Annotated in this window: 23 protein-coding genes and 1 pseudogene; 5 read left to right on the top strand and 19 right to left on the bottom strand. The window is 35.2% G+C overall.

Annotated elements, in window-relative coordinates; genetic code table 11:
• The 16 genes and pseudogenes from LEP1GSC202_RS08615 to LEP1GSC202_RS08540 all read right to left on the bottom strand — a co-directional run bounded on the left by LEP1GSC202_RS08615 (window position 1) and on the right by LEP1GSC202_RS08540 (window position 15,761).
• Entirely contained in the window at window positions 1-711 is a 711-nt protein-coding gene (locus tag LEP1GSC202_RS08615; RefSeq protein WP_015677529.1) for an SDR family NAD(P)-dependent oxidoreductase, read from the bottom strand.
• On the bottom strand, window positions 708-1,622 hold the full coding sequence (locus tag LEP1GSC202_RS08610) for a CE1 family esterase (protein WP_015676964.1): 915 nt from the start codon (window positions 1,620-1,622) through the stop codon (window positions 708-710). Before LEP1GSC202_RS08610 ends, LEP1GSC202_RS08615 begins: the two co-directional genes overlap by 4 nt.
• Window positions 1,619-2,158, bottom strand: coding sequence for a hypothetical protein (locus LEP1GSC202_RS08605; RefSeq protein WP_015677424.1), 540 nt, complete (start codon window positions 2,156-2,158; stop codon window positions 1,619-1,621). The genes LEP1GSC202_RS08610 and LEP1GSC202_RS08605 overlap by 4 nt, the downstream gene beginning before the upstream one ends.
• Window positions 2,148-2,768 (bottom strand): hypothetical protein, encoded by a 621-nt coding sequence (locus tag LEP1GSC202_RS08600; protein ID WP_015676759.1) that lies wholly within the window; start codon window positions 2,766-2,768, stop codon window positions 2,148-2,150. Before LEP1GSC202_RS08600 ends, LEP1GSC202_RS08605 begins: the two co-directional genes overlap by 11 nt.
• A complete protein-coding gene (locus tag LEP1GSC202_RS08595) occupies window positions 2,765-3,874 on the bottom strand; it encodes a DNA alkylation repair protein (protein WP_015677401.1) in 1,110 nt (369 codons plus the stop codon). The genes LEP1GSC202_RS08600 and LEP1GSC202_RS08595 overlap by 4 nt, the downstream gene beginning before the upstream one ends.
• A 57-nt stretch (window positions 3,875-3,931) precedes the next feature.
• A complete protein-coding gene (locus LEP1GSC202_RS20385; RefSeq protein ID WP_015676662.1) occupies window positions 3,932-6,082 on the bottom strand; it encodes an ABC transporter substrate-binding protein in 2,151 nt (716 codons plus the stop codon).
• 64 nt (window positions 6,083-6,146) lie between these two features.
• Complete coding sequence (locus LEP1GSC202_RS08585) at window positions 6,147-6,695, bottom strand: PadR family transcriptional regulator (RefSeq protein WP_015677290.1); 549 nt, start codon at window positions 6,693-6,695, stop codon at window positions 6,147-6,149.
• Window positions 6,692-7,585 (bottom strand): alpha/beta fold hydrolase, encoded by an 894-nt coding sequence (locus LEP1GSC202_RS08580; RefSeq protein WP_015676561.1) that lies wholly within the window; start codon window positions 7,583-7,585, stop codon window positions 6,692-6,694. The genes LEP1GSC202_RS08585 and LEP1GSC202_RS08580 overlap by 4 nt, the downstream gene beginning before the upstream one ends.
• Before the next feature lies 1 nt (window position 7,586).
• A complete protein-coding gene (locus LEP1GSC202_RS08575; RefSeq protein WP_015676815.1) occupies window positions 7,587-8,183 on the bottom strand; it encodes an NAD(P)H-dependent oxidoreductase in 597 nt (198 codons plus the stop codon).
• Between the two features lie 216 nt (window positions 8,184-8,399).
• Window positions 8,400-9,266 (bottom strand): annotated as a pseudogene (locus tag LEP1GSC202_RS08570) (IS3 family transposase); the annotation flags it as partial.
• A gap of 18 nt (window positions 9,267-9,284) precedes the next feature.
• Window positions 9,285-9,473, bottom strand: a complete 189-nt coding sequence (locus tag LEP1GSC202_RS08565; protein WP_015677111.1) for a transposase — start codon at window positions 9,471-9,473, stop codon at window positions 9,285-9,287.
• A gap of 64 nt (window positions 9,474-9,537) precedes the next feature.
• Window positions 9,538-10,410 (bottom strand): multiheme c-type cytochrome, encoded by an 873-nt coding sequence (locus tag LEP1GSC202_RS08560; RefSeq protein ID WP_015676487.1) that lies wholly within the window; start codon window positions 10,408-10,410, stop codon window positions 9,538-9,540.
• An 87-nt stretch (window positions 10,411-10,497) separates the two neighbouring features.
• On the bottom strand, window positions 10,498-12,144 hold the full coding sequence (locus LEP1GSC202_RS08555) for a hypothetical protein (protein WP_015677113.1): 1,647 nt from the start codon (window positions 12,142-12,144) through the stop codon (window positions 10,498-10,500).
• 113 nt (window positions 12,145-12,257) lie between these two features.
• Complete coding sequence (locus LEP1GSC202_RS08550; protein ID WP_051125303.1) at window positions 12,258-14,708, bottom strand: LA_1737 family protein; 2,451 nt, start codon at window positions 14,706-14,708, stop codon at window positions 12,258-12,260.
• Window positions 14,695-15,558 carry a hypothetical protein gene (locus LEP1GSC202_RS08545; RefSeq protein WP_015677242.1) on the bottom strand — a complete coding sequence of 288 codons (864 nt, stop codon included), beginning with the start codon at window positions 15,556-15,558 and terminating at the stop codon, window positions 14,695-14,697. Before LEP1GSC202_RS08545 ends, LEP1GSC202_RS08550 begins: the two co-directional genes overlap by 14 nt.
• Window positions 15,555-15,761, bottom strand: coding sequence for a hypothetical protein (locus LEP1GSC202_RS08540; RefSeq protein WP_039928418.1), 207 nt, complete (start codon window positions 15,759-15,761; stop codon window positions 15,555-15,557). The genes LEP1GSC202_RS08545 and LEP1GSC202_RS08540 overlap by 4 nt, the downstream gene beginning before the upstream one ends.
• A 35-nt stretch (window positions 15,762-15,796) precedes the next feature.
• Here LEP1GSC202_RS08540 and LEP1GSC202_RS08535 point away from each other — a divergent pair, with 35 nt between their 5' ends.
• Window positions 15,797-16,729, top strand: a complete 933-nt coding sequence (locus LEP1GSC202_RS08535; RefSeq protein ID WP_015676781.1) for a tRNA dihydrouridine synthase — start codon at window positions 15,797-15,799, stop codon at window positions 16,727-16,729.
• 97 nt (window positions 16,730-16,826) lie between these two features.
• Entirely contained in the window at window positions 16,827-17,315 is a 489-nt protein-coding gene (locus LEP1GSC202_RS08530; protein WP_015677362.1) for a DUF2721 domain-containing protein, read from the top strand.
• A gap of 234 nt (window positions 17,316-17,549) precedes the next feature.
• Here the strand turns inward: LEP1GSC202_RS08530 and LEP1GSC202_RS08525 are convergent, their stop codons facing one another.
• Together LEP1GSC202_RS08525 and LEP1GSC202_RS08520 are read right to left on the bottom strand one after the other, a co-directional pair.
• Complete coding sequence (locus tag LEP1GSC202_RS08525) at window positions 17,550-18,053, bottom strand: hypothetical protein (protein WP_015676828.1); 504 nt, start codon at window positions 18,051-18,053, stop codon at window positions 17,550-17,552.
• Window positions 18,050-18,661 (bottom strand): hypothetical protein, encoded by a 612-nt coding sequence (locus tag LEP1GSC202_RS08520; protein WP_015677392.1) that lies wholly within the window; start codon window positions 18,659-18,661, stop codon window positions 18,050-18,052. Before LEP1GSC202_RS08520 ends, LEP1GSC202_RS08525 begins: the two co-directional genes overlap by 4 nt.
• Window positions 18,662-19,149: 488 nt before the next feature.
• Between LEP1GSC202_RS08520 and LEP1GSC202_RS08510 the strand changes: the two genes are divergently transcribed.
• From LEP1GSC202_RS08510 to LEP1GSC202_RS08500, 3 genes are read left to right on the top strand one after another with little or no spacing between them, the layout of a single operon-like run.
• Window positions 19,150-20,460 carry a 3-hydroxyacyl-CoA dehydrogenase NAD-binding domain-containing protein gene (locus tag LEP1GSC202_RS08510; protein ID WP_015677250.1) on the top strand — a complete coding sequence of 437 codons (1,311 nt, stop codon included), beginning with the start codon at window positions 19,150-19,152 and terminating at the stop codon, window positions 20,458-20,460.
• A gap of 13 nt (window positions 20,461-20,473) precedes the next feature.
• On the top strand, window positions 20,474-21,739 hold the full coding sequence (locus tag LEP1GSC202_RS08505; protein WP_015676506.1) for an acetyl-CoA acetyltransferase: 1,266 nt from the start codon (window positions 20,474-20,476) through the stop codon (window positions 21,737-21,739).
• Between the two features lie 4 nt (window positions 21,740-21,743).
• On the top strand, window positions 21,744-22,181 hold the full coding sequence (locus tag LEP1GSC202_RS08500) for a hypothetical protein (protein ID WP_015676909.1): 438 nt from the start codon (window positions 21,744-21,746) through the stop codon (window positions 22,179-22,181).
• A gap of 197 nt (window positions 22,182-22,378) precedes the next feature.
• On the opposite strand, the gene LEP1GSC202_RS08490 is transcribed toward LEP1GSC202_RS08500, so the two are convergent.
• Complete coding sequence (locus LEP1GSC202_RS08490; protein ID WP_015677621.1) at window positions 22,379-24,070, bottom strand: methyl-accepting chemotaxis protein; 1,692 nt, start codon at window positions 24,068-24,070, stop codon at window positions 22,379-22,381.
• Window positions 24,071-24,207: the final 137 nt, after the last annotated feature.

Raw genomic sequence — 24,207 nt, 5'->3', positions numbered from 1 at the left:
TTATTTTAGATATTTTTTTCGTTTCAATTTCAATAACTGTGGTGAGACGTGAATTTCCGGCACAATCATTCCAGATTGATCCATTAGTATTTGTTTGACAACAGTTGCAATTTGTTCTGGCAATAAAAAAGAATTTATATCCGTGTCAGGTTCTATATTTAAATCTTTGTAAAAGTCGGTTTTTGTAATGTCTGGAATCAAAAGGTGTACTTTCACAAAATATTTACGAAGTTCGTCAAATAACAATCTGGAAAAATGATGAAGGCCTGCTTTGAGAGAACCATAAACATTCCCCCAAGGTGAAAGAAGATTCCCAGACACCGAACCGATAAAAAATATATGCCCTTCATTTTGTTTTAAAATCCGAGTGAAACCATTTGTGATCAACATTGGTGCCAACAAGTTTACGTGCACCATATCGATCATTTTCTCGGGTGATAACTCTTCGATCGGGCCAAACTTAGCAAAACCAGCGTTATTTACAATTACATGAAGTTTGTCTTGATTTGGAAAACTATCGATTAATTTTTGGATTTGTTTTGGATTCGATAAATCACATTCGATTAAATGAAAACTCGGATTTTGGAATTCACATTGATTTGGATTTCGACAAACACCGTATACAATGTAGCCTAACTCAAGTAATACTTTAGATACAGAAAGTCCAATCCCTCTTGAGGCACCTGTTACTAAAGCAAATTTGCCATTCATTTGAGACTTTCCATAAATTCCCAAACCATTGCAGATCCATCGACAACATTGGTCGTTCTACCTTGGTTGATGAAGGGTAACATCGGTGTTTCTCCAGGCCAACTGTGTCCTAATCCATTCATCTGGATTAGTTCCACTTTTGTATTTTCTAAACAATCTTCATAACGATAAAATTCAATTACGATTTTGAATCCATTTTCATCATACTGTTTGGATTGATTCCTTGTGTTGTCTTGGCAACCATTCCACTCTTTCCAACGTTGTATGCTATCAGACACTGAAATGACTTCTTTTCCATTTTTCACATAACCACCGCCGTAAGGAACTAAAGGATCTTCTGTTCCAGCCATAATTGCAACAGAAACAGGTTTTGTTTTAAAATTTAATTTGGATTTTAATTGTGCAACAGAAATCTGAGCTGCCACACTCATCACTCCTTTCCATAATTCAGGTTTTTCTATGGCCATACGTTGTGCCATAAAACCACCATTGGAGTGTCCTACCAAATATACTTCTTTTGCATTCACTGATCCTTCTGCGATCATTCTTTTCACAATTGATTCTATAAAAACCACATCATTGATTCCGTCTTCATCAGCTGGAGAATTTCCCCTACCGTCCGCCCAACTTCTTTTATATCCATCGGGATATAATACAATAAACCCTTTTTGGTCTGATAAATCATTTAACTTGGTTTGTTTTGACATGGTAACACCTGTGCCAAAACGACCGTGAAGTGCAACTAACATTGGTATAGGAAGACCATCCCATTTTTTTGGATAATGGACTAAATATGTACGTTTATTACCAGAAAAAATAAAGTAATCCATTTTTTCATTGGGTGATACTTTATAAAAGTATCCCAAACATGAATTGAATCCAAATATAATAACTAAAATAAAAAATCTCATTGGGGTATGAACTCCATATTAATAGTCTCCAACAATTGATCTTTAAAGATTTGATTTGGCCAATGAGTGATCATAAATACAAAAATAGGGATCCCACGGAACTGATCCATCCCAACAAAATACACCTTCTCTTGTAATATATCATCCGATTTTGAATAACGGAAAGTAACAGTATGTTCGGTACGAATATGTGTTGGAATGATCCCACCTGAAAAGAAAGTTAATAAAAAATGAAGTTTGTGAAAAAATTCGGAATTATATTTTGGTTCTTTTTTTTGGAGAATGATCTCTAATTGAAAAGTTGAGTTCTGATCGATTTTGTAACCTTTCTCGACTAATTTATTATGAATTAAATCTTTTTCCTTTTCATATCGATAAAAACCAGTAAATACAAGTTTGAATGAATTTTGAGAATAAGTAGTCAAATTTCTTTCTTTTGTTTGCACAGCACTTGGAATGGCTGCACATTGAAAACAAAACGAAATTAGTATGAATAAAGTATTTACAGAAAGTATTTTAATTTGGTTATATTTCATCTTTTATATCCACTAAATACTCGTTTACTTTTTCAGTTAAAATGGTTTTCCATTCATCTCGATCATCGGCCCACATAAGCAACACAGAAACCCAACCAAAAATTCGATATGACTCAATCGGATATCTTTTTTCGGAAAGTATTTTACCTGATTTTATCGTTCGGAAGAGAATACGATCATCATCATAGTCAATATCAGGAATCACAAAAAAAGTACTCACTGCTAAAAAACGATTCAAAAGATAAACTGTAAATCGACCAGGTTCTCGTTCCGCCATATAGGAAACTGGTTCAGAAGATTCTCCCATAAAAAATCTAAATTTTGGGCTAGACTCTAATATGATTTGTAAATGCAGATCTGATTTTGTTTGGGCATAATGTTGCACTGACTTAAATTTTTGGGAATTTTGTAATGCACTTAGTAAATAAGTCACCCGCCTTCTATCCAATTCTTCATCCCATCCAATCAATTCATAAGACAAAGTTTTGTTTTTGATTGGAAATCGAGTATCTGATAAAATTCGTTCCGAAGAATAAAATATAGAACAATTTAAATTTAGTATCAGAACCAAAATGAAAATTGATATATGATTCCATTTTATTTTTTTCATTGTTTGTTTACTAATTTGAATTCCAAACTTTCAAACTCCCTACCATTGAATATGATTGTAATCTTATGTATACCTGGATAATATACTCGAGTTGTTATCTTTTTAAATGAATGCCTTTTGACAATTTTCACTTTTTCGTTCGAAGGGATCAATTTTTCTGAAATTTTAAAAGTTTTATAACCATACGAATGATTTGCCAATAAAAAACCTATTTTATATTCAATTCGAATCTTTTCTTGATTTTTAGATTTTTGTTGGAATTGAATTTCAAATTCTAAAGAATCCCCAATGTTAACCACTTTTTGTTTTAAAGTGAATTTCAAAAGACTTGGTTTCCATTTAGTATCGTAAGAGAAAATTGTTAGTGCATTGTGGTTCCCTTTTTTCAACAATCCACGTAACGCATGTTTTAAATTTTTGTCTAAAACTTCAGAAACACCAAATCGTTTTTTACAAAATTCCAATACCAAGTCAGGATTCATTTTTGAAATATCATTGAGATGATTGGAAACACTGCGACGAACCACTTCGTTTTCATCATCCCATAGATTCTCTAAAATTGGAAGATGTATATCTGGATTTCGTTTGATTTCTGGTATTCCAATCCCCCATGGAAGTAAAGGACGACCTCCCTCACTTGCTAAACGCCTAACATATGCTTCTTTATGTTTTGACCATAATATCATTTGTTTTAACGTACTTTCAAAATGAGATTGGTAATAAAATCTGATGGCAAATTCAGCACTGGAGAATACAGTAGTTTTTTCTAAAACTCGCATGGAAGTAACAAAATCATTTAAACCTGATTTGGTTACAATATCATTCACGAATATATAAGGAAAATTAAAATTTTGAACTCCGTTTGATCGTAACAACTCAATCAATCGGAGTAATTTTGGTTCCACTAAATGAAGTGGTTCGTTCCAAAAAAAAACAAAAACATCGGCGATCCGATTGATTCTTTCTTTTAATTCAAATTTTTTCCAAGGAGATTCGAAAACCTTTGATTGAAATGTTTTTGGTGTGATTTTTGGGTCCACCGTATATACCACATCACTTAGATTTTTGATCAATTCGTTTGAATAAATATTTTTTAAAGGTTCCATAGAAATTCAGTAAATAAGAAATTTGATATATATATATCGATACAGTTCAAACACAAATCAAAGTTGAGCTTGTTTTAACCATACAGAAAAACATGCACCCGTTGTGACCGGTTCCAATTCAATTTTTCCACCCATTTGTAAAATCATTTTTTTACAAATGTCCAATCCCAAACCCATTCCTTCCCCATTTGGTTTTGTAGTAAAAAATGGATCAAATATTTTATCTTTGATTGAATCAGGCACTCCCACACCTGAGTCAATGATGGATACTTTAACCCATGTCCCCTCTGTTTTGATTTTTATTTCTAATGTGCCCATATAGGACATCGCATGTAATCCGTTATTGATTAAATTAATCCAAACTTGGTTCAATTTGTCACGATTTCCGAAACAAAGTTTATTTGGACCATAATTTTTAACAACCGTTACTTTATTTAAATTATAATGATATAATGATAAAATCGTTTCAATTTCTGATTCCAAGTCGATAATGGATTCATTGGTAGTATTTTCTTTGTCAGAGACAAGGTAATTTTTTAAGGCACGAATTACATGAGTGGCTTTTTCAGAGGCAACGGAAATAATTTGGTTACATCGATAAGCTGAATGAATACTAGACACTACTTGTAAAATTTCTAAGGATCGGTCACTTTCTAATATATAGTTAATTTTATCTGGAATCCGAAACAATCCTGTTTCGATTACCATCTGCATATGATCACCATATAAATCCATTTTTTCATTATCTGAAAATTGAGAGTATAATTCTTTTTTTAATGTCCTTTCTGATTTCCCCTCAATATATGGTTGGTTCAATAAACTCTCTGTTAAAACCAACTGATAACGTTTTGTATCTTCGTCATCAAATGTCAAAATTGTAGCGATAACAGACTGAAGTTTATTTTTCAAAAAATCATTCAATGAGTAGTTAGAAGAAACAATTGCTCCTAAAGGAGTATTCAATTCATGAGCCATCCCGGCCGCCAATTGTCCTAAAACCGCTAATTTTTCAGATGCCAACAAACGATCTTGGGCTTCAGTAAGTTCTTTTAAAGTATTTACCAAACTTTGATTCAGAATCTGTAAACTTTCGTTAGATTGTCTTAACTCTTCTGTTCTCTCTCTTACTTGTAATTTTAAATTTTCAGAATATTGTTTATTTAGTCTTCTCCATTGCACCAACCAAACAATTCCAACCCCTGCAATTAAACTAAAAAATGTATAATAAATCCAATCGTAATTTGTTGGTGGATTTGGATCATAAATAAATCCCTTTAAATTAATATTTTTTGGCAACATTCCCAGTTCAAAATAAATATCGTTAATATGTTTCCATCTTCCAGGATTCATATAACCCATTTCGACAAGAACCGGTTGAATGAGAGGTACCATTTGTTGCGCTTCAAATAACAAACGTTCTTTGGAATACCTTTTTGAATATTTTTCGTATATGATATCCGCAATTTCTTCCTGATGGCTCATCGCATACTGCCAACCTAATAAAGTAGCTTCACGAAACGCTTTTACTCGATTAGGATATTTTTTGAGTTCTTCTTCACTTGTAAAAAAGTTATCTCCGTAAAAGTCAATTCCTGCTAAACGTGGTGAGTAAGCTACCACTGGGAAACCAGCTTTTTTAAAATCATATGCTTGGGTAGTTGAATAACCAGAATATGCATCAACTCTACCTTCTATTAAATCTCTAGGATTAAATCGATGTTCTAAGAGTTGTAAATCTGACTTGTTAATACCTTCCTTTTTCAAATAAGCAACTATCTCTTCGATCCAAGGAGTTAACATAACTCGTTTGCCAAAAAGATCATGGATACTTTGCACATTTGAAGATTTTTTAAAAAATAAAACGGAAGGGGAGTGTTGGAAAATTACTCCTAATACGACAACCGGTTTTCCCATATGCCTTTGGAGTAACAATTCATTACTTCCTACACCATATTGACCAGTTTTGGCTACGACTTTTTCGTGAATCCCTCGAATACCGACAGTGCTTTCTATAATTTCAACATCAAGACCAACGTCTTTATAAAATCCTTTTTCATAGGCAGCATAATAACCAGCAAATTGGAATTGGTGTAACCATTTTAAGTGAAGGGTTACCTTCTCAGTGCCGGAAATTGAAAAAATTGGGAAACAAAATAGAAGTGTACATACGACATAGTTAAAATTGCGAAGAATGATCTTTGTTTCCATTCTGAGATTTTTATAAAGATAATTTCTCTTAAATCAATGAAATAACCATCCGTATTTTTGATTTTTATTTTTTTTCTTTGATTTTCGATTTGACTTTTTCGATCCAATCCAAATTCAACATTGTTTGTTTTTCTGCAAACTCTAAGGTAAAATTCCAATATTCATTATCAGGGTGATTTTCCCAATCAGTCTTCAATTCTTTCTGGAACTGTTTTAAACTTTTTAAATCGGCTTTTTGTTTTTGTATTTCACCTTCTAATTGTTCTACTAGAAGTTTTGGATTCATATGCCTTCCAAAAAATACTTTGAATAAAAGTTCGTTTCGTTTGTTGGATTGGATGGGTGAAGAATCCATCCATTTTCTAAATTCTTCCAATCCACTCCTTGTGACTTTAAATACTTTTTTTTTCTTACCGTTTGAATCTGTTTTTTCCCATTCGCGAATCAATCCATCTTTTTCTAACTTTGAAAGTGTTGGATAAATTTGACCAAAACTTTCACTCCAGAAAAAACTAATTGTCGATTCAATGTATTTTCTGATTTCATACCCATTCATTTCACATTGGGCCAAAATCCCTAAAAGGGCATACTGAGTTTTACTTTCTCGTTTCATTTATTATGTTCTATATCTTTCAAAAAAAGTTGGTATGCTGACAATACTTCTAATGGAGATTCTACCTGAGGCCAATGCCCGATTAGATTTGATAAAAAATAAACTTTCCGATTTGGATATTCGATTTGGAATCTTTCGGCCATATGAGTTCCAGAATTTGGATCAAATGGACCACATATATAACAAAAAGGAATTTTTGTATTTTTTAAAGCATTGATCCATCGTGTTTGGTACTTCACTTTATCAAATACCAATCGACCAATCAAATATGCAATTTGTTTTCCATCTTTGTAATTGAGTATATTCCAATAATTTTCCAATAAATCTACATTGGGTTGTGTTTGTGGGCCAAAAACTCGATGTATCGATGATTCCACTGCACTTCTCGACATCTTTTTACTTATCCATTTTCCCATCCAATTGGGAGATTGTGATAACAACCTTTGGATCAAACGAGGTTTATAAACATCTGTAAACAATCCACCATTCATAAAAGCCACTGATAAAATTCTAAAATCCAGTGTTTCTTCTGATGCAATCAATTCTTGTACAACACTGACAGCCAAATCATGTGCCAAAATTCTTATTGACCTTAATTGATATACTTTAATAACTTCTTTTAAAATCTCCACATATTCTTCAAATGAATATTGATGTTCTTTTGGTTTATCTGAAAACCCCATGCCCAAAAAATCAAAATAGATAACTTGGTATTTTTTTGATAAATCATTCAACAACCAATTCCAATCATAACTATTAAATGGATAACCGTGTAACAATAATAATGTTTCACCTTCACCAACACTATTGTAAAAAATCGAATGATTGTTGAATTTTAAATACTTACCATTTTTTTTAAACTCAATTGCATTTTCAAAAAAACCTTCCATATTAATTTCCCTTTATACCCAATTGTTTGATAATTTCGATGAACTTTTTTAATTGCACTTCATTCTTAAAACGGATTTGATCTAAATAGGTGACTTTCACTTTACCAACTCCACAAAACTCCAAAGTTCCATGTTTGAGTAACTGAACACCTGGGCTTCGATTAAACCATTTATAATACCAAGTGGGAGCATCCATCGTGATGATGATTCTTGCAGTTTTTCCTTTTAAAAATTGTTTAGGAAAGGGAGAATGTTTTTGATAAGCAAACGCAAAACCAGGTAAAAATACACGATCAATCCAAGCTTTTAATAACGCAGGCATACTTGCCCACCAACTAGGGTAAACAAAAACAAGATGGTCTGCTTTTTGAATTAAGGATTGGCTCAGTAGGATATCTGGTTCTAACTCTTGTTTGACAGTCTTATCGTATCCAAAATTCAAATTATAATCAAACTTAAGATCTTTTAACTTTAATAAATTGACATCGTAACCTGAAATTCTTGCGGCTTCCGAATAGGTTTCAGCAAGTTTGGCACAATAGGAGTTAAGGTTCGGGTGACCTAATACAATTAATATCGATTTGTTTTTGTTTTCCATAATTATATCTACCAGATATAATTATCAGCTATATCTATTAGATATATGTTGTCAAACTATTTTTGGTTCATTTCACGGAACATTTGTCCCGAAAAATAGGACGATGTAATTGGTTATACTGTAACTTGTTTTTTAATTCATGTTCAATTGGAAATTGTAAATGTGACCTGCCCCCATTTTCAGTACCAATGGATAAGTTAGTTTTCTCTAAACATTTCAACCATAAGATCGCTTAAACTCTGAAGGAGTCAAGTAATTCAATGAAGAGTGAAGACGCTCGTCGTTGTATTCCTTTTGGAAAATTCGCAAAGCATCGGTTAACTCTCTTTGATTTTTAAAGTAGTGTAGATTCAAACACTCATCTCTAAGTTTACCATTGAAACTTTCTATAAATGCATTTTGTGTTGGTTTTCCTTTTTCAATAAAGTGAATTTCTATCCCCTTATCTTCTGCCCATTTCTGGAAGTCTTTGGATGTAAATTCTGTTCCATTATCCAAAACAAATGCTCTTGGAAGTCTTTCGAGGGTGTTTAAATATCTGATCAACTTTTCTGACGAAAAAGTAAACTCTGCCTGAAGTATGGTATTCTCTCTTGTTAAATGATCAATACCTGTTAAAATTCTTTGCTTTCTTCCATCAATCGTCCGTTCGAAAACAAAGTCCATTGACCAAACTTCGTTTGAATTCTTAGGCAATGGTAGTTGCTGTGATGATGCATTTCTTTTCTTTCGCTTCGGTTTTGTCCTTATTTTAAGCCCTTCTAAGCAATATAGTCGATATACTTTCTTATGATTGATTGTCCTACCCGACCTTCTTAACCTTCGGTAAATTCGTCGATAGCCTTCCCGTTTCCATCGAAAAGCAAGTCTTCGAATTTCGTTCATTGTCTCTTCATCAATAGCTTTCGGCTGATAATAATAACTTGATTTAGGAAGAAGAACAACATCTAGGCTTCTGTTTAGAGAAAGTCCCTCTTCAACTAGCAGATCAACTGCTCTCTCCTTCGTTGATCTGCTCAAAACTTTTTTCCCAAAAACATTCTTAATTGCTTGGATTTCGAGAGCCATGTCAGCTACCAATCTTTTGAGATTTGAACGCCTCTAGTCCTGCTCGAGTGCCTTCATCTTCTTGATTTCGCTAAGCTCCATTCCTCCATACTTGTTACGCCAGCGATAAAATGTTTGTTCAGTGATTCCGTATTTTCGTGAAAGTTCCTTGATTGGAATACCTGTTTCTGCTTCCTTTAATATCCGAAAAATCTCGCTTTCTTCTATCTTCTTTCTTGCCATAATGCTCTCTCCTTAATATCGGAGAAAACTAACTTAAATATCGGTGCAGTTTTTGGGGAGCAGGTCACAATTCACAAACAAATGGATCCTGTTTGATCCAATACGATTTTGAAATTTCTGTATTTGCATATGGAGATAACCGAGTATCACGAACTTCATATAAATCCAAAATTCTCATTCTTTTTTCAAATCGATCTTCTACTAAAATATTTTGATTTCGGTCATACACCCGAAAGACAAGTGAACGAAACAAATCACCTGTGGGAAATTTATGACCCATTTTTGGGTATTTTAAAATCAAATTCACAATGGATTCTTTTCCGATTCCTTCCGTTGAAACAGAAACCTTCCAATCTTCCATCCAATCAAAATCAAACACAGTTCCATTCAATTGGTGGTCCAATTTGAGGTGGCAATTTACACATAAATTGGAACCAGAAAGATTGGAAAAAATTGTTTCTGATTCCGAACCCGTCCCTTGCATAACTACATTCGTATATTCTATTTTTGGAAAATGTTTATCAGGAAAATTAAATTGGTGGCAATTTTTGCAGAGAGAGTTGTTGGAAAATGACTTATCTTCTAATACTTGATGGTCTTTAATATCGTTTCGGGTATGTTTTCCAAATATTTTATCTCCTCTCACATGGCAAACTGCACAATTTACTCCTTCGGTCCAAATTTCATTGGAAGATTGATCATAAGAAAGTGTTTTGAAGTCAAATTTGGAATCAAAAGAATGGAGGGGTGCATGGCAATTCAAACACCATTGCCTTGGTTCTTTTTGAAATGCTACTAAAAAGATGGGATCTTTCCAAGAGTTTGCATGTGCAGATTTTTGATGATTTTGATAGATGGATTTGTGGCAACGTTCACAATCCTTTGAGGAATTCCATCGAATGGATCCGATATCCAAAGGAGATTTGCCATTGGACATCGGTTTGAGTATTTCGGATTCGCTACAACTGAATGAATTAAAAATCAGTAATATTGCGAAAACAAAAACGTTATTTCGAAACAAAAACTATTCGTGGTTTGCAAATGGATAGTTACAATATTCCGACTTTGCTGCGCTAAAATTAATACCAACTCCTTCTGAAACTTCTAAATCACTTGGATTAAATTTGACAATAAGACTATCACCAGTAGTAAAACACAAGTTATCTGGATAAGGATAGGTGTTACATTCCCTTGCACATCCTTCAATCTCATAATTCAGGAACAAGGTTTGTACTTTCGTAGCTTTATCATATTTTTGATAATACTTTGTAATGATTATATCCCCAAACCGACTTGAAACTTCCTGCGAACATTCACTATCACTCGCATTAAATACAGAATTGTTTTTAAATAATGCCAATACCACATTCACATTTTGGATTTCGTATATATATTTCCCTGATTCGCGATCAAATTTCCCTACCCCAAATCGAAGTGCTGCATCCATTGCAGACTTTTGTATCGTATTTCCATTGGATAAAATTTCGTCGATGGTCTTCGGAATGGTTTTTATATATTCCTTTAGTGTCTCAGCACCTTTGAAGGCTTTAGGAATCCCAATCGATTCCAGAATTAATTCTTCTCCAGTGGGACTAGTCAATCGAAGTTTCACCGAGTCTTCTGTATTCGGCAGGATTTCCGATTGCGAAACTTCAAATGTATTGAGTGCAGTATTACTGGAAACAATTTCTAAATTTCCTGTAGTTTTATTTTTCTGGAATTTGACCCCATTTTCTTGTTTAGGATCAAGACCATTGATTTGTGTGATCCCTTCACGACCGATTACTTTGTATTCTGCAGTTTTTAAAATTGATTCTAATACTTTTTGTTTTGTATCAGGTACCTTCACCAATTCTTTAAATTCTTTTTGAATGGTTTGCCATGATTTTTCTACATTCATTAAATTGAAGATACGTTCTTTACGAGTTTCCTCAACTAACTCCTCTAATACTTTAAATTGTTTGTCAGATAAGGGAGTTGGGAAAACAAACGATGATAAACTTCCACTTGTTTTTGCATCCAAAATTGACTGTAATGTGGAGGATATTTTATAATTAGAACCATCAAATTCAGGAAAATTCACATTTCCTTTGGTAACGATCATTTTCTGTAGGACATAAAATGGGATTAAAAATTCACTTCTATCTTGTTTTTCTAGAGATTTGGTGATTTCAAGTACATGATCGACAAATGAACTGTTTAAACCTTTTGCAGGGTATTCTGACGATGGTTGGTTGTAATACTGGATGCCTTCGATTATGGAATCAACTTGGTCTTTTTTCGCAATGTACACTGGTGAATATGGTGCTGCCAAACTCATAGCAACATCCAGTCCAGCGTCTGAATTATAATGGATTGAATTCAATTTAATATAAAATTTTCCATCAGAACATTTGAATCGAGAATCACAATCGCCAAATAAAAATGAAATCACCTTATCACCTTGATTTTTAGGCACTAATTTCAAAATCCCACTGACAACCCAATATTTGTCTTTTTCAAAGGCGCTCACTCGTTCCAAAGTATCTAAAGAATGATAGACGGAGACAGTATTATTTACAAATGGAATCACGTAGATTTTTTCAGGTAAAAGGATTTCTTCTGTTTTTTTGCGACAATTAGAAGCGAATAACAAAGTGAAGGCAAGCAGGATCAGGATTTTACGATTCATATCACCGAAATTTGCTAATCCTGTTAAAAATTACAATGTATTTTTTAAGAAGACCTTCCCCGGTAAAAAAATTCTAATAAATGAAACCTAAGTTTGAATGGTTCTCCTTTGGATTATATACTAATTCCTAATATCTTCTTTGTCCCATCTGTTTCTTTCGAATAAGAAAACAATTTTAATATTGAAAATTTTTCATAACCATTATCTTCCGTTTGGTATTCCCATAACCAACCCCATAAACTTCCTCGTTTGACAAATCCCCTTTCTAATTCCGTTTTCTCTTGGTAAATTGCACCTAACAAAATATAAGTGGAATATTGTTTGTCTGATTTTGTTTGATTATGGTAATATCCAATTCCCGCCAAAGCTAATTCCGTCATTTCGTCCGGTGAATTCGATTGGTAATAAATAAATGGACCATATAATTTAGAATTTTCTTCTTCGGATACCGTTGTGCGAACCAAAGGAAAAAAATTGATCTTTTTTTTATAACTTGTGTTGTCATATCCCAACCATAGTAAAGTAAGTCGTTCGATTTCTTTTGGTTTTTTCTGGAAACTGAACAAATAGTCCCATACACTTCTGAATTGGTAATTGGTAGTGGAATTTTCAGACTCTACCAAATATAAAAAATTGTAATAATGTCCTTCTTTCTTTGAATGATAATAATTTAACAATGTGAAGGTTGTGAATTCTTCATTACTCCAATGATTGAAGGAAACTGGTAAAATTGAAAAACTAGATTCCGAATAATAAAAAGGGAATATGAGAAAGTGAGACAAAGTTGTTTTTGTGACTGGTGGATTTGTTTCGTTTTGATTTTTTGAAAGGATGGGTTTATATGATTCAAATTCCCAATCGATGAACCAAAACAAATTCGTTCTAGAACTTGAATCGCTGACTCTTCGATAAAAAAATGGGGTAAACCAAAAGGTAGTTTTTGCATCTTGATTTTTATACAAATAGGAATCATACGAAATCCAAACTGGCCATATCAAAAACTCTTTTGCTTCAACATTAGTATTCGATAATCTTTTATAAATTGAAATTAATGTGTAGGTATTAGTTTTGGAACTTTTATCATTTCTGGTTTGATTATACACATAAAACGGTAAAACCCTGTGTCCAGAATCAATATCCGACTCGTAAACATTTACGAAAGGCCATAGATAAGACCTTTCCACTCGATTGTTCAGTTCGTATTTTTCTTTGATATAACCATTGATCAAGTAAGAATGAATCTCAGAAGTTTTATCTTTTTGTTTTCCATATAGTGGAAATATAATTTTATACTCCAAATCATCCGAAACATAACTTAGCCATATTGGGAAAAAAGGTGGAACTAAAACAACTTTATCCTCTGAAGACTCATCCCAAGTGAACCACGCAAAGGGCAATAACCGTATATGTTTTTTAGTGTCCGCCTTTTCATATGAAAAAATTCCAAACAATAATTGGTATCCAGAGAATTGATCACTATTTTCACGATTGAATTCTCTTTTTTTCTTTAATTCTGGTTTTGTAGGACTAGCTATATCATTTCGTTTCTGTGAATTTCCTAATAAAATTTTACTTCGTTTTGAGATTCCGACTAAATTGTAAAATAATCCAAAGTCATAATCGAGATAAACATTTCCATCATTGGTTGCAAGATTGACATTTGCATTATGAACTTTGGTATACCAAAACAAATTAATATGATAATCTTCTTCAGAATCTTTTATGTTCAAATACACAGGGAAAACAAAATCAATTTCTTTTTTAGGTGAAACATAACTTCCAACTAACGGGAAAAATACAAATAATCGCTCTTCTTTTAATTTGTCTTTGGAATAATATAGAGGTCCAAGCCAATATTCATGAGTTGTCTCACGAAAATTCTGGTAATACAATAACAATGGCAAAAACAAATAGTTTTCTTTTGAATAATAAAACAAAGGCGTGAACGATAAATCTGTTAATCCTCTTTTGTCATTTGTTTCATAATGAAAGAATGTAAGGAATCTTGTGTAATGATAACTTGAATCACTTATTTTTTCCTTATGATTGTAATAAACAAGTGGTAAAATGGGAAAACCAAAACTGCTCCCATCCTCAGATTTGTTTTGAAAGAAAAAAGGAATTGTAATGAAATAAGAATGATTTGGTCTGTTTCCCCAAAACACAAATGGAAAAAATGATTTTTGAACCGAATCATTTTCTTTAGTTACATTCACATTGATGATACGTTTGTATTCACGATTGTCTTTTTTACTTTGGATGTGGTAGTAAAAGGGAAAAATTGTTTTGGATTTTGAGAGTGGATAGTCGTAGTATCGATAAATTCCCAAAGCTCGAACCGAATAATGTTCATTCCAATCTTCTATATCATAAAAGATATTACTTGCTTTGAATTTTGCACTGCGTTCGCTACCATAAATTTTGACTTCTTGTTCCCTTTCTAAATCAGGCCATGTTTTAGCGGACAAAGGTGAAATACTAAAGCATATAAAGTATAAAGTGACTGCTGGAATCAATATAGAAATCAATTGATTTAAGCAAAAGTTCACTTTAATTTTCCTCATTTCCTTTTATTGGCAAACGAACCAACTTTTGATTTTTTTTAGGTAAGTATTCTATAAAATTCACTGATTTAGGATTTTGATTTCCTTTGATGTATTGGAAGTCCATTTGAGAAACCAGTATCGGTTTGCTAGTCGGGTATACTTGCCCAATTTGTTTTTTACCTTCTCTATCATATAAAGGAATCACCGATTTTGAAATGGAACGATAAGGTAAATACGTTGTAATTTTTGTCATGCGACCTTGTTCATCATAAGTATAATCGTTATATGCTAATACTACCTCTTCTTGGTTGATCGAAATTCCTTCCATAATGTCTTCTGTAAATTCATATGTTCCTTTTCCGAGTCCCAAAAGGAATGCAGTTCCTGTTGAAGCTACATAAAAAACACCAAACGCGGCAAATGAAGCTACACTGGCAGATGTATAAACGGGAACATAGACAGGAGAGTTATCAGCTGCTCGGCGAATGTCATACGTCATGTTATAATGGTGCCAAACTCGAAAACTTTTAGAAGTAGAGTTTGCATAATATACTGGATAGTGAAGGTATTCTTCTGGTTTTAATTTTAAAGAGTGGTCGTCAACCAAAATAGCGATAGATCGTAAGATACGTTTTTGTTCTTTGTCTTTTAAAATTGTATAATATACTTTTCCCTTGGTATCAGGTCGATTTTTGATTTCTGAGAAAACAGGGAAAAGATACGAATTTGTTTCGAAAGCATCTGCATATACTGGAGGAGCTACCACAAGATATAAATTGTCTTTTGGAATGATTACTTCCTTTGTAAAACAGAAATTGACAAAAATTAAAATAAAGGATACTAGGAAAAATTTTGAAAAGGGTTTCATAGGTCGTTTCGAAATGTATCTGTTTGTCCCAAACGAAACAATCCATTTTTCTTTTGAGCGAGAGAATTTGATCCAGTAAACCATTTGACATGAATGGAATGAGTGGGTTTCCTTCCATTCAATCCCCTAGGTTCAACGTTTTTACAAATTGTATCCAAACGAATCGTAAAAATAACTATGGAGATGGTGCCGATTCTGATCATTATGAAATTTTGATGCGTTAGGCCTTACAATATTTATGCGTATCTTACTTGCTCCCATGGAAGGACTTCTCGACTACAGACTTCGTGATACACTTACAAAGATAGGTGGTTATGACGAATGTGTGAGTGAATTCATTCGAGTGAATGATACCCTACTTCCTGCACATCGAATTTATCGTTTTGTGCCGGAATTACACCAAAACTCCCGAACAATGGCTGGAATTCCTGTCAAAGTACAATTGTTAGGCTCCGATATCAATTGTATGGCTGAAAATGCGAGTATGGTAGCATCCCTTGGCGCTTATGGAATTGATTTAAATTTTGGATGCCCTGCGCCAACAGTAAACCGGAATCGTGGTGGTGCTGCACTATTAAAAGAACCAGACCTTATGTTTTCGATTGTGAAGGCTGTAAGAAGTGCAGTTCCTTCCCATATCCCTGTCACAGCAAAAATGCGATTAGGATTTGATTCCACGGAACAGGCGCTTGTTTGTGCCAAAGCATTGGAAGATGGTGGTGCCAATGAAATTGTGGTTCATGCCAGAACAAAAACCGACGGATACAAACCACCTGCCTATTGGGAATGGATCCATAAAATTATCGAAACCGTAAAAATACCTGTTGTAGCGAATGGAGAAATTTGGACTGTAACAGATGCCATTCGGTGTATGGAAATTTCTGGATGTGAAAACATTATGATTGGACGTGGTGCTGTTGCCAACCCTTCTCTTGCCCTGATGATCCGAAAAAAACAACAAGATCCACATTCTTGGAATGATACCAAAGGAATTTTGCGTAATTATTGGGAGAAGTTGGAATTGGATATGGATACAACAAGTCGTGGCGGACGCATCAAACAATGGTTACATTACCTATCCCGACAATACTTTGAAGCAGAACGAGACTTTGAAATTGTGAAACGATTTAGGAAATTAGATGAATTCGAAACTTATTGGATGGAAACATAAAGTTTACAAACTTGGAATCACAATATATTTTTTCATCTTCCATCCTTCATTAGTTTTTTTTCCTTTCAAATCCTAAGATCTGTCTGAATTTATTCCTATGTTCGATTCCTTTACAAGTTCCGAAATCCTTTCTGGCATGATCACTCCTGCCGTCCTTGTTTCCGCCTGCGCCAGTTTGATTTTTTCTACAGCCAATCGGCTTGGAAGAATTTTTGACAGAGTAAATCTTTTAAAATCAGAAGTTGAACTTTTGTTAGATGGCAAAAAGAATTATCAAAAGGAAAGATTGGTTTATATGCGCCACCAACTTTCAGTTCAAAAAAAGAGAGCTGTCCTTATCCAACGATCGATGGCATTTTTGTATTTAGCGACATCATTATTTATCATTTCCAGTTTGACTTTGGCATTTACACTTGCGTTTGCAAAAAACCAAACTTGGCTCGCAACCATTGTCGCCATCCTAGGTGGAGTTTGTTTATTTGTAGCAAGTGCTTTACTTTTTTATGAAAGCAGATACAACCTAACCTTCATCAATCGACAAATTGAATTCGTAGAATTTTTGGAACGCGAACTCCAAGAAAAATAAAAGTCTCAGATTCCGAAACAAAGCCCAAATCAGAGATTTTTATTTTCTATTTGGGCGCCTCGTAATCTATCGAAGAAGAAGCTACGATCGATGAACGACCGCGTCATCCGCTCCAATCTTTCGCGCCTGCGAAAGGATTTCCGCTCCTACCGACACTTCAATAAATTCAGTGCAAGTGGCGCTTGGATTTTGTTTTGCCAGTTACACTTATCTTCTGATCAAATTTTGATGATCTCAAAGTTTTTGTCTGGAAATGTCTTCCAAAAATTGTTCCAAACATCGATAAGTGGCTTTTTCAGTTGCATAACGAATTCTTTCTATACCCATGAATTTTTCTGACCCAGTTGCAACTTCATCAGCAATGAAATCTTTTTTATAAATCTCTTTTTTGTCTTTTAATATGATAAAGGTTAACTTTAACTTATGGCGTATGTTTGAAAAATTGATTTCCTGTATTTCGTCTTTTTCACTATTTACAACACGAAGTTGAAGATCTCCCTTAAAATTGACAACAGACTTAAATAAACCATATTCAATCAAACCTTTCCTTATGATTGCGCGCGATCCGACATGGTTGTATCCTTTATTATAGGCATCGAAAGAAGTTCCAGGTTCAACCAACTCCAAAGTTTGATTGATTAATTCTATTTTTGAATCCTTTTTTTGTAAAGGAGGCAATTCGGCACAAGAAAAAAAGGTTAATAAAACAACAGATGTGACAATATTCCTAAAATTCATTTGATGATTCCTTTTGCTTTCCAATTATTTAGTGATGAGTAAATGACATTTCGATACGCCCTTGTTTCCACAATGGGAGTGAAGAAAAATGGAGATATAGGAAGAACGATCCATCCAAGGATGGAATTGTTTGCATAACGTTCTTCGTTTATGGCCAATAATTTATAATTTGAATCAAGTAACGAAACTTTCATGTTAAGTTCTAAATTGATAAATAATGGAAAAACGAGAAAAGTTGCCCCTGAAACACCAGCCAAAATTTTGCTACTTTTATCATCCATATTTGTTTCGACAATCATGATAAGATCGACAGATTCTTTATCATTAGTTGTGACATTCTTGAACAAATTTGAATCTTTTAAAATCCCCTCCATTTTTTCATTTAAAGTTGGTATGGCCTGCGGAAATTTTGCAATTTTGCCATTTTCATAATAATCGCCAAAATACTTTATTAAGATAGTCTTCTTTTCTAATATCTCGGGGATTGCTGTATTTTTTAAATTTGGATTTTCATATTTTACAAAGGAAACACAATTTACAAGTATTCCTAAACATAATATTGAAATGAGGGTAATCCAATTGCGTGAGTTTATATCTTCCAATTTCATCCGATCAAGATGTAGAAATACGCATGTTAGGTCAAGAGAATTGTCACTTAACACTTATTATTTTCTGTAACAAATACCGAAGAACCATTTCAATCTTACTTAAGAAAGTCAGAATTGAAAATACGAATCTCCCTCGCACCAGGGATCCGTAGGGCTTGGTCTTCGGCGGCTGTGGCCTAGCCGAAGACGGGAGCGTGAGCGGACCCCGGAGAGAGCCCGCCTGGGTGCCCTAATGGCCAAATGGCGAACTTATCGGAAAGAAAATCTTGGGTTTTGGGAATGGGCGTGCCAAAAAAAGTAGGTTGTGGTAAAGGGAACACATTGGGCGGTGGGTCTAGTTCCCCACCCTCAAATCGGGCGGGGAAAGTGTACCCGCGTGCCCGCGCCCTTCGACCCTCTTTTGTAACAAATCTGACAAAAAAAAACGATTTTCCTGTCACCTCGGCTTTCTAGAACGGTAAGTAAAAATTAGATTCGGAAATTCCTTCATGAGAGAAATCAAAACTGTCACGATTTTAGGTGCCAACGGAGCCATGGGTTCTGGAAGTGCGGGCGTCATTGCTGCCTTCGGTGGTGCTAAAGTCCATATGCTCGCTAGAGATGTTGAAAAAGCAAAACAGGGTATCGAAGCCGCTGTCGCATCCGTCAAAACGGATACAATTCGCGCAAGAATGATCCCTGGTTCCTACGATGCGGATCTGGAAAAAGCTGTCGCAGAGTCAGATTGGGTATTCGAACTCGTGGCGGAAAGTTACGAAGTCAAAGAACCGATCAATACTCGTATCGCAAAGGCTCGCCGTCCTGGAACCATCGTTTCCACTGTGTCTTCTGGACTTTCGATCGGTCGTTTGGCAAAAGCTTACGACGAAGATGGCCAAAAACATTACTACGGAACCCATTTTTTTAACCCTCCTTATAAAATGATCCTTTGTGAACTCGTAACTCACTCAGGAAATGATAAAAAAGTTACACAAGCGTTAGGTGAATACTTAGAAAAAGTACTCGGCCGAGCTGTGGTTTATACAAACGACACTCCTGCTTTTGCTGGAAACCGAATTGGGTTTCAGTTGATGAACGAAGTGGCTCACTTTGCAGAAAAGTATGCTGACAAAGGTGGAATCGCCCTTATGGACGAAATCATGTCAGGTTACACTGGACGTGCGATGGGACCACTTGCTACTGCTGACTTCGTGGGACTAGATGTTCACAAAGCGATCGTAGACAATATCTACGACAATACAAAAGACGAAGCTCACGAAACATTCAAACTTCCTGGTTACTTCCAAAAGTTAATCGATGCTGGTAAACTTGGTATGAAATCTGGTGGTGGTCTCACAAAAGTTGTGAAACATCCTGACGGAAAACGTGAGAAGTTTGTATACAATATCAAAACAGGTGATTACGATCCGTATCCAAAATTTGATATTCCTTTTATCAAAGAAGCGCGCCAAAAAATCAAAGACTCTGACTACAAGGGTGCTATGGACGTTGTGAAAAACGCATCCGGTTTTGAAGCTGAAATCGCTCGTTACTTCATTTCACGTTACATCAGTTATTCGCTCTCTCTCGTAGGAGAAGTTGTGGATACAAAAGAAAACACTGATGGTGCGATGGGATTTGGTTTTAACTGGGTTCCTGCTTCTGCATTTGTCGATTTCCTTGGTGGACCAAAGGAAACAATTAAGCTTATGGAAGCGTCTAAAATACCAGTTCCAAAACTTTTAAAAGATGCAAAAGAAGGCAAAAAGTTCTACGAACTCGGCGACAAACTTGATGCAAGGTCTCTCTTCAAAGGTTAATTAGGAGTATCATATGAGTGAAAAAGTATTCGTATTAGGCGGAGAACAAACCGACTTCCAAAGGAACTGGACAAAGGAAGGAAAAACCTTCATGTCCATGATGCGTGAAGTATTAGATGATGCTCTTGAAAAAGTTGGCATTAGTTATGATGAAATCAAACGATTGAACAAAGAAAACCGCGTTGCTGTCTTTGTTGGTAACTTTGATGCAGAACAATATGCGAACCAAGGACATTTAGGTGCTTTTTTAACAGAAGTAAACCCTGCTCTTTTTGGAGTGCCTGGAGCTCGTTACGAAGCAGCTTGTGCATCTGGTTCCGTTGCCCTTGATGCTGCCATCACACATATCCGCGCAGAAGATTACGATCTAGCGATTGTACTTGGTGTGGAAGTGATGAAAACTGTTTCTTCTTCTGTGGGTGGTGACTTCCTTGGAACGGCTGCGTATTACGATAAAGAAGCGAAAGGAGTACAATTTCCTTTCCCTAAACTTTTCGGAAAACTGGCAGATGTAATCTTAGAAAGATACGAACTCAAAGAAGAACGATTTATGGATGCTCTTGCAGAAATTTCTCGTATCAACTACGCAAACGCAAAACGTAACCCAAAAGCACAAACTCGCACATGGTTCATGAACAAAGAACATGCGATGGCTCGTGGTGGTGCAAACAATATGGCGGTTGGTGGAAGGCTTTGTATCACTGACTGTTCACAAGTAACAGACGGTGCTGCCGTGACCATCCTTGCTTCTAAAGACTACACGAAAGAATACGCTAAAAAAACTGGTCGTAAAATCGATGACATCCCTCGTGTAAAAGGATGGGGTCACCGAGTGGCACCAATTACCTTTGAAGCAAAAAAACAAGAATCCGTTGGAGACAAATACATCCTTCCATGGACTCGCCAAACGGTAAAAGATGCTTACAAACGTGCTGACCTAGACGTGAAAAACATTGATGTGTTTGAGACACATGACTGTTTTACTTCTTCTGAGTATGCTGCGATTTCTGCTTTTGGAATCTCAGAACCAGGAAAAGAACACATTGCAATTGAAGAAGGAACGATTGATTTCGGTGGTAAAAAACCAATCAATCCATCCGGAGGGCTTATTGGAGTGGGTCACCCTGTGGGTGCATCTGGTGTTCGTATGATGCTCGACCTTTACAAACAAGTCACAAATACTGCAGGTGATTACCAAGTGAAAGGAGCAAAGAACGGTCTTATGCTCAACATTGGTGGATCGGCTACGACGAACTTTGTGTTCATCTTAGGAAAGTAATCCAGTGAGCTCGCTGAATACAGAAAAATGGAATCGGATTTTAGTCCGGTTCCTTCTTGCCTTTTCGTTTTGGGAAGCAGTATCCATCCCTCTTCGTATGTTGTTTTTTGCAAAGTTTTACTTTGATCCAACATTGAAATCGATGTTTGTTCCCATAACAGATGTTTTTTGGTTAGGACCTGTGTTCAGCGACTTAACATTTACACTCGCTTTTGGATTTCTTTACGCACTGATGAAAGAATCCTTACCACAAGGCCTTGTCGGTGGTTTTCTTGTGGGTATCTTAGTTTCCATTATTGGATTCGTATCACCGATGTTATGGACCTTGTCCTTAACAAACTTTGCTCCTACACAACTCGTATGGGTTTGGGTTGCTTATTATTCACTGTTTACCATTTCTACTGCTGTGATTTATTCAGTAGGTTGGAAAGAGGAAGAGTAAAAGTAAAAGTTCTGCAGGGTTAAAAGCATTGGGATTTCCATGCATGTCTGTATCGAATTGAATTTCTGCTGACTTACAACAGGAAAGACTAAAGTGCGTATCCAATCTCGAAGTCTCCAAATGAAAACTCATTTTCGATTTTGGTTCTGGGTTCGGTGTCGTCATCAAATGATCCTTACGTTTACTTTTGATTCCGATTAAAACTGAAACCGAAAGGCAACTGAATCAAGTCTATCCGCAACCTGATCCAAATTCGAAATGGATTCCTCGATCGCAGCCACTGTTTGTTTTTGTTCGCTTGCAGCGGCAGATAATTCTTCCACAATGGATGAAGTATGGGTCAATTGATTTTGGATATTCTCCATATTCTTCAAAACACTAGATGATTTTTCTTCCGTTCCTTCTGTTGAACCACTGATCTTTTCTGAACTCGCTTTTGTAACTTCCGAGTTACTAAGGATTTTTTCCATCTCTACTTGAACGGTTTCAAATTCCCTTGATCCAAGTTCCACTTCAGATAAACCTTCTTCTATATCAGTAACAGTTTGTAAAATCTTCGTTGTCAGTTCATTGATGAATACGGAAATCTCTTTGGCAGATTTTTTTGATTGTTCCGCAAGAAGTCCAACTTCACCTGCAACAACTGCAAAACCTTTGCCGGCATCGCCAGCCCTTGCGGATTCGATGGATGCATTTAACGAGAGTAAGTTGGTTTTTTCAGAAATGGCGGCGATGGTTTCCGTGATTTTGCGAATAGCTTTAGTTTTTTCTCCCAAATCTTTGATGGATTCTGAAGTTTTAAAAATCTGATTTTTTGCTTTAAAAAATTGGGTCATGGCTGTATCAGATCGGTTTTTTCCTTCCATGGCAATTTGATGGGCATGTGTTGATTCCAATTTGACCGCTTTGGATTCAGATCGTATACTTAGAATTAGGTGATTAAGAGCATCCATTTGGTGAAAAATAGATTCAGAACTCTCTCTTGTCACATTGCTCGAATCTGAAAGTGAATGCATGGCAAGAGACAACTCGTTAAAGGCTACATGGATGTGTTCAACAGCTTTTGTCAGGCCTTTGATTTGTGTTTTCACAATTTCAGCATTACCAATGAGTTGTGAAATCATTCCCCGAAACTCAAATTGTGTTTTTTTGATGAGTTGTAAAACTTCTGCGTAATCCCCTCCATTTTCCAATTGTACATCAAATTTCAGACGACCTTGGTATAAATTTTTTAAGTATTCGATTACTTTCAAAAATGAGTGTCTGTTTTTTTTGATTTTCCAATATCCAAACATGGAGGTGAGCGTAAAAATAATGAAACCAATTCCAAATACTGATGTTTTGGAAACTACATTGGTGTCTGTTATACTAAAAGAAACAAAAACAATCAAAATGAACAAACTAACGATCGTTTGGATCAAGTAAATGGATAAAGAAGAAAGACTCGATAACAATCCAGGTTGGGCTTGTCCGATCCATTTGCCTGAATTCATTTTTGCATAAAGGATTTCCGCATTTTTAATTTGGCTTTTGGTTGCCTTCGTTCGAACCGACATATACCCGATGTGTTTCCCATCTTCATAAATGGGAGAAACATTGGCATCGACCCAATAATAGTCCCCGTTTTTGCACCGATTTTTAACGAGTCCAACCCATGAATTTTGTAATTTGACTGTATCCCAGAGGTCTCGGAATGCTTCCCCAGGCATATCAGGGTGCCTAATGAGATTGTGTGGTTGCCCAATCAGTTCTTCTTGCGTAAATCCACTAATTTTTATGAAGTCTTCGTTCACATACGTGATGATGCCTTTTAAGTCTGTTTTCGAAGTGATTTTGATTCCTTCTTGGAATTCTACTTCGTGGTTTGTGATGGGTAGGTTCTTACGCATACACTTTCGGTTCCATTTTGAGAGACATGAAGGAAAGTATTTAGGTAAAGCCCGTAACAAGCAAGCAAAATAGAATCATACAAAAAAACGATTCTTCTGCATTGGCTTGACAATTTCGAATTTTTCATAAAATCACT

Origin of the sequence: Leptospira yanagawae serovar Saopaulo str. Sao Paulo = ATCC 700523, assembly GCF_000332475.2 — a bacterium.
Taxonomy (GTDB): Bacteria; Spirochaetota; Leptospiria; order Leptospirales; family Leptospiraceae; genus Leptospira_A; species Leptospira_A yanagawae.
The sequence above is the reverse complement of the archived record's forward strand: the minus strand, read 5'-3'. Positions and strand labels throughout refer to the sequence as shown.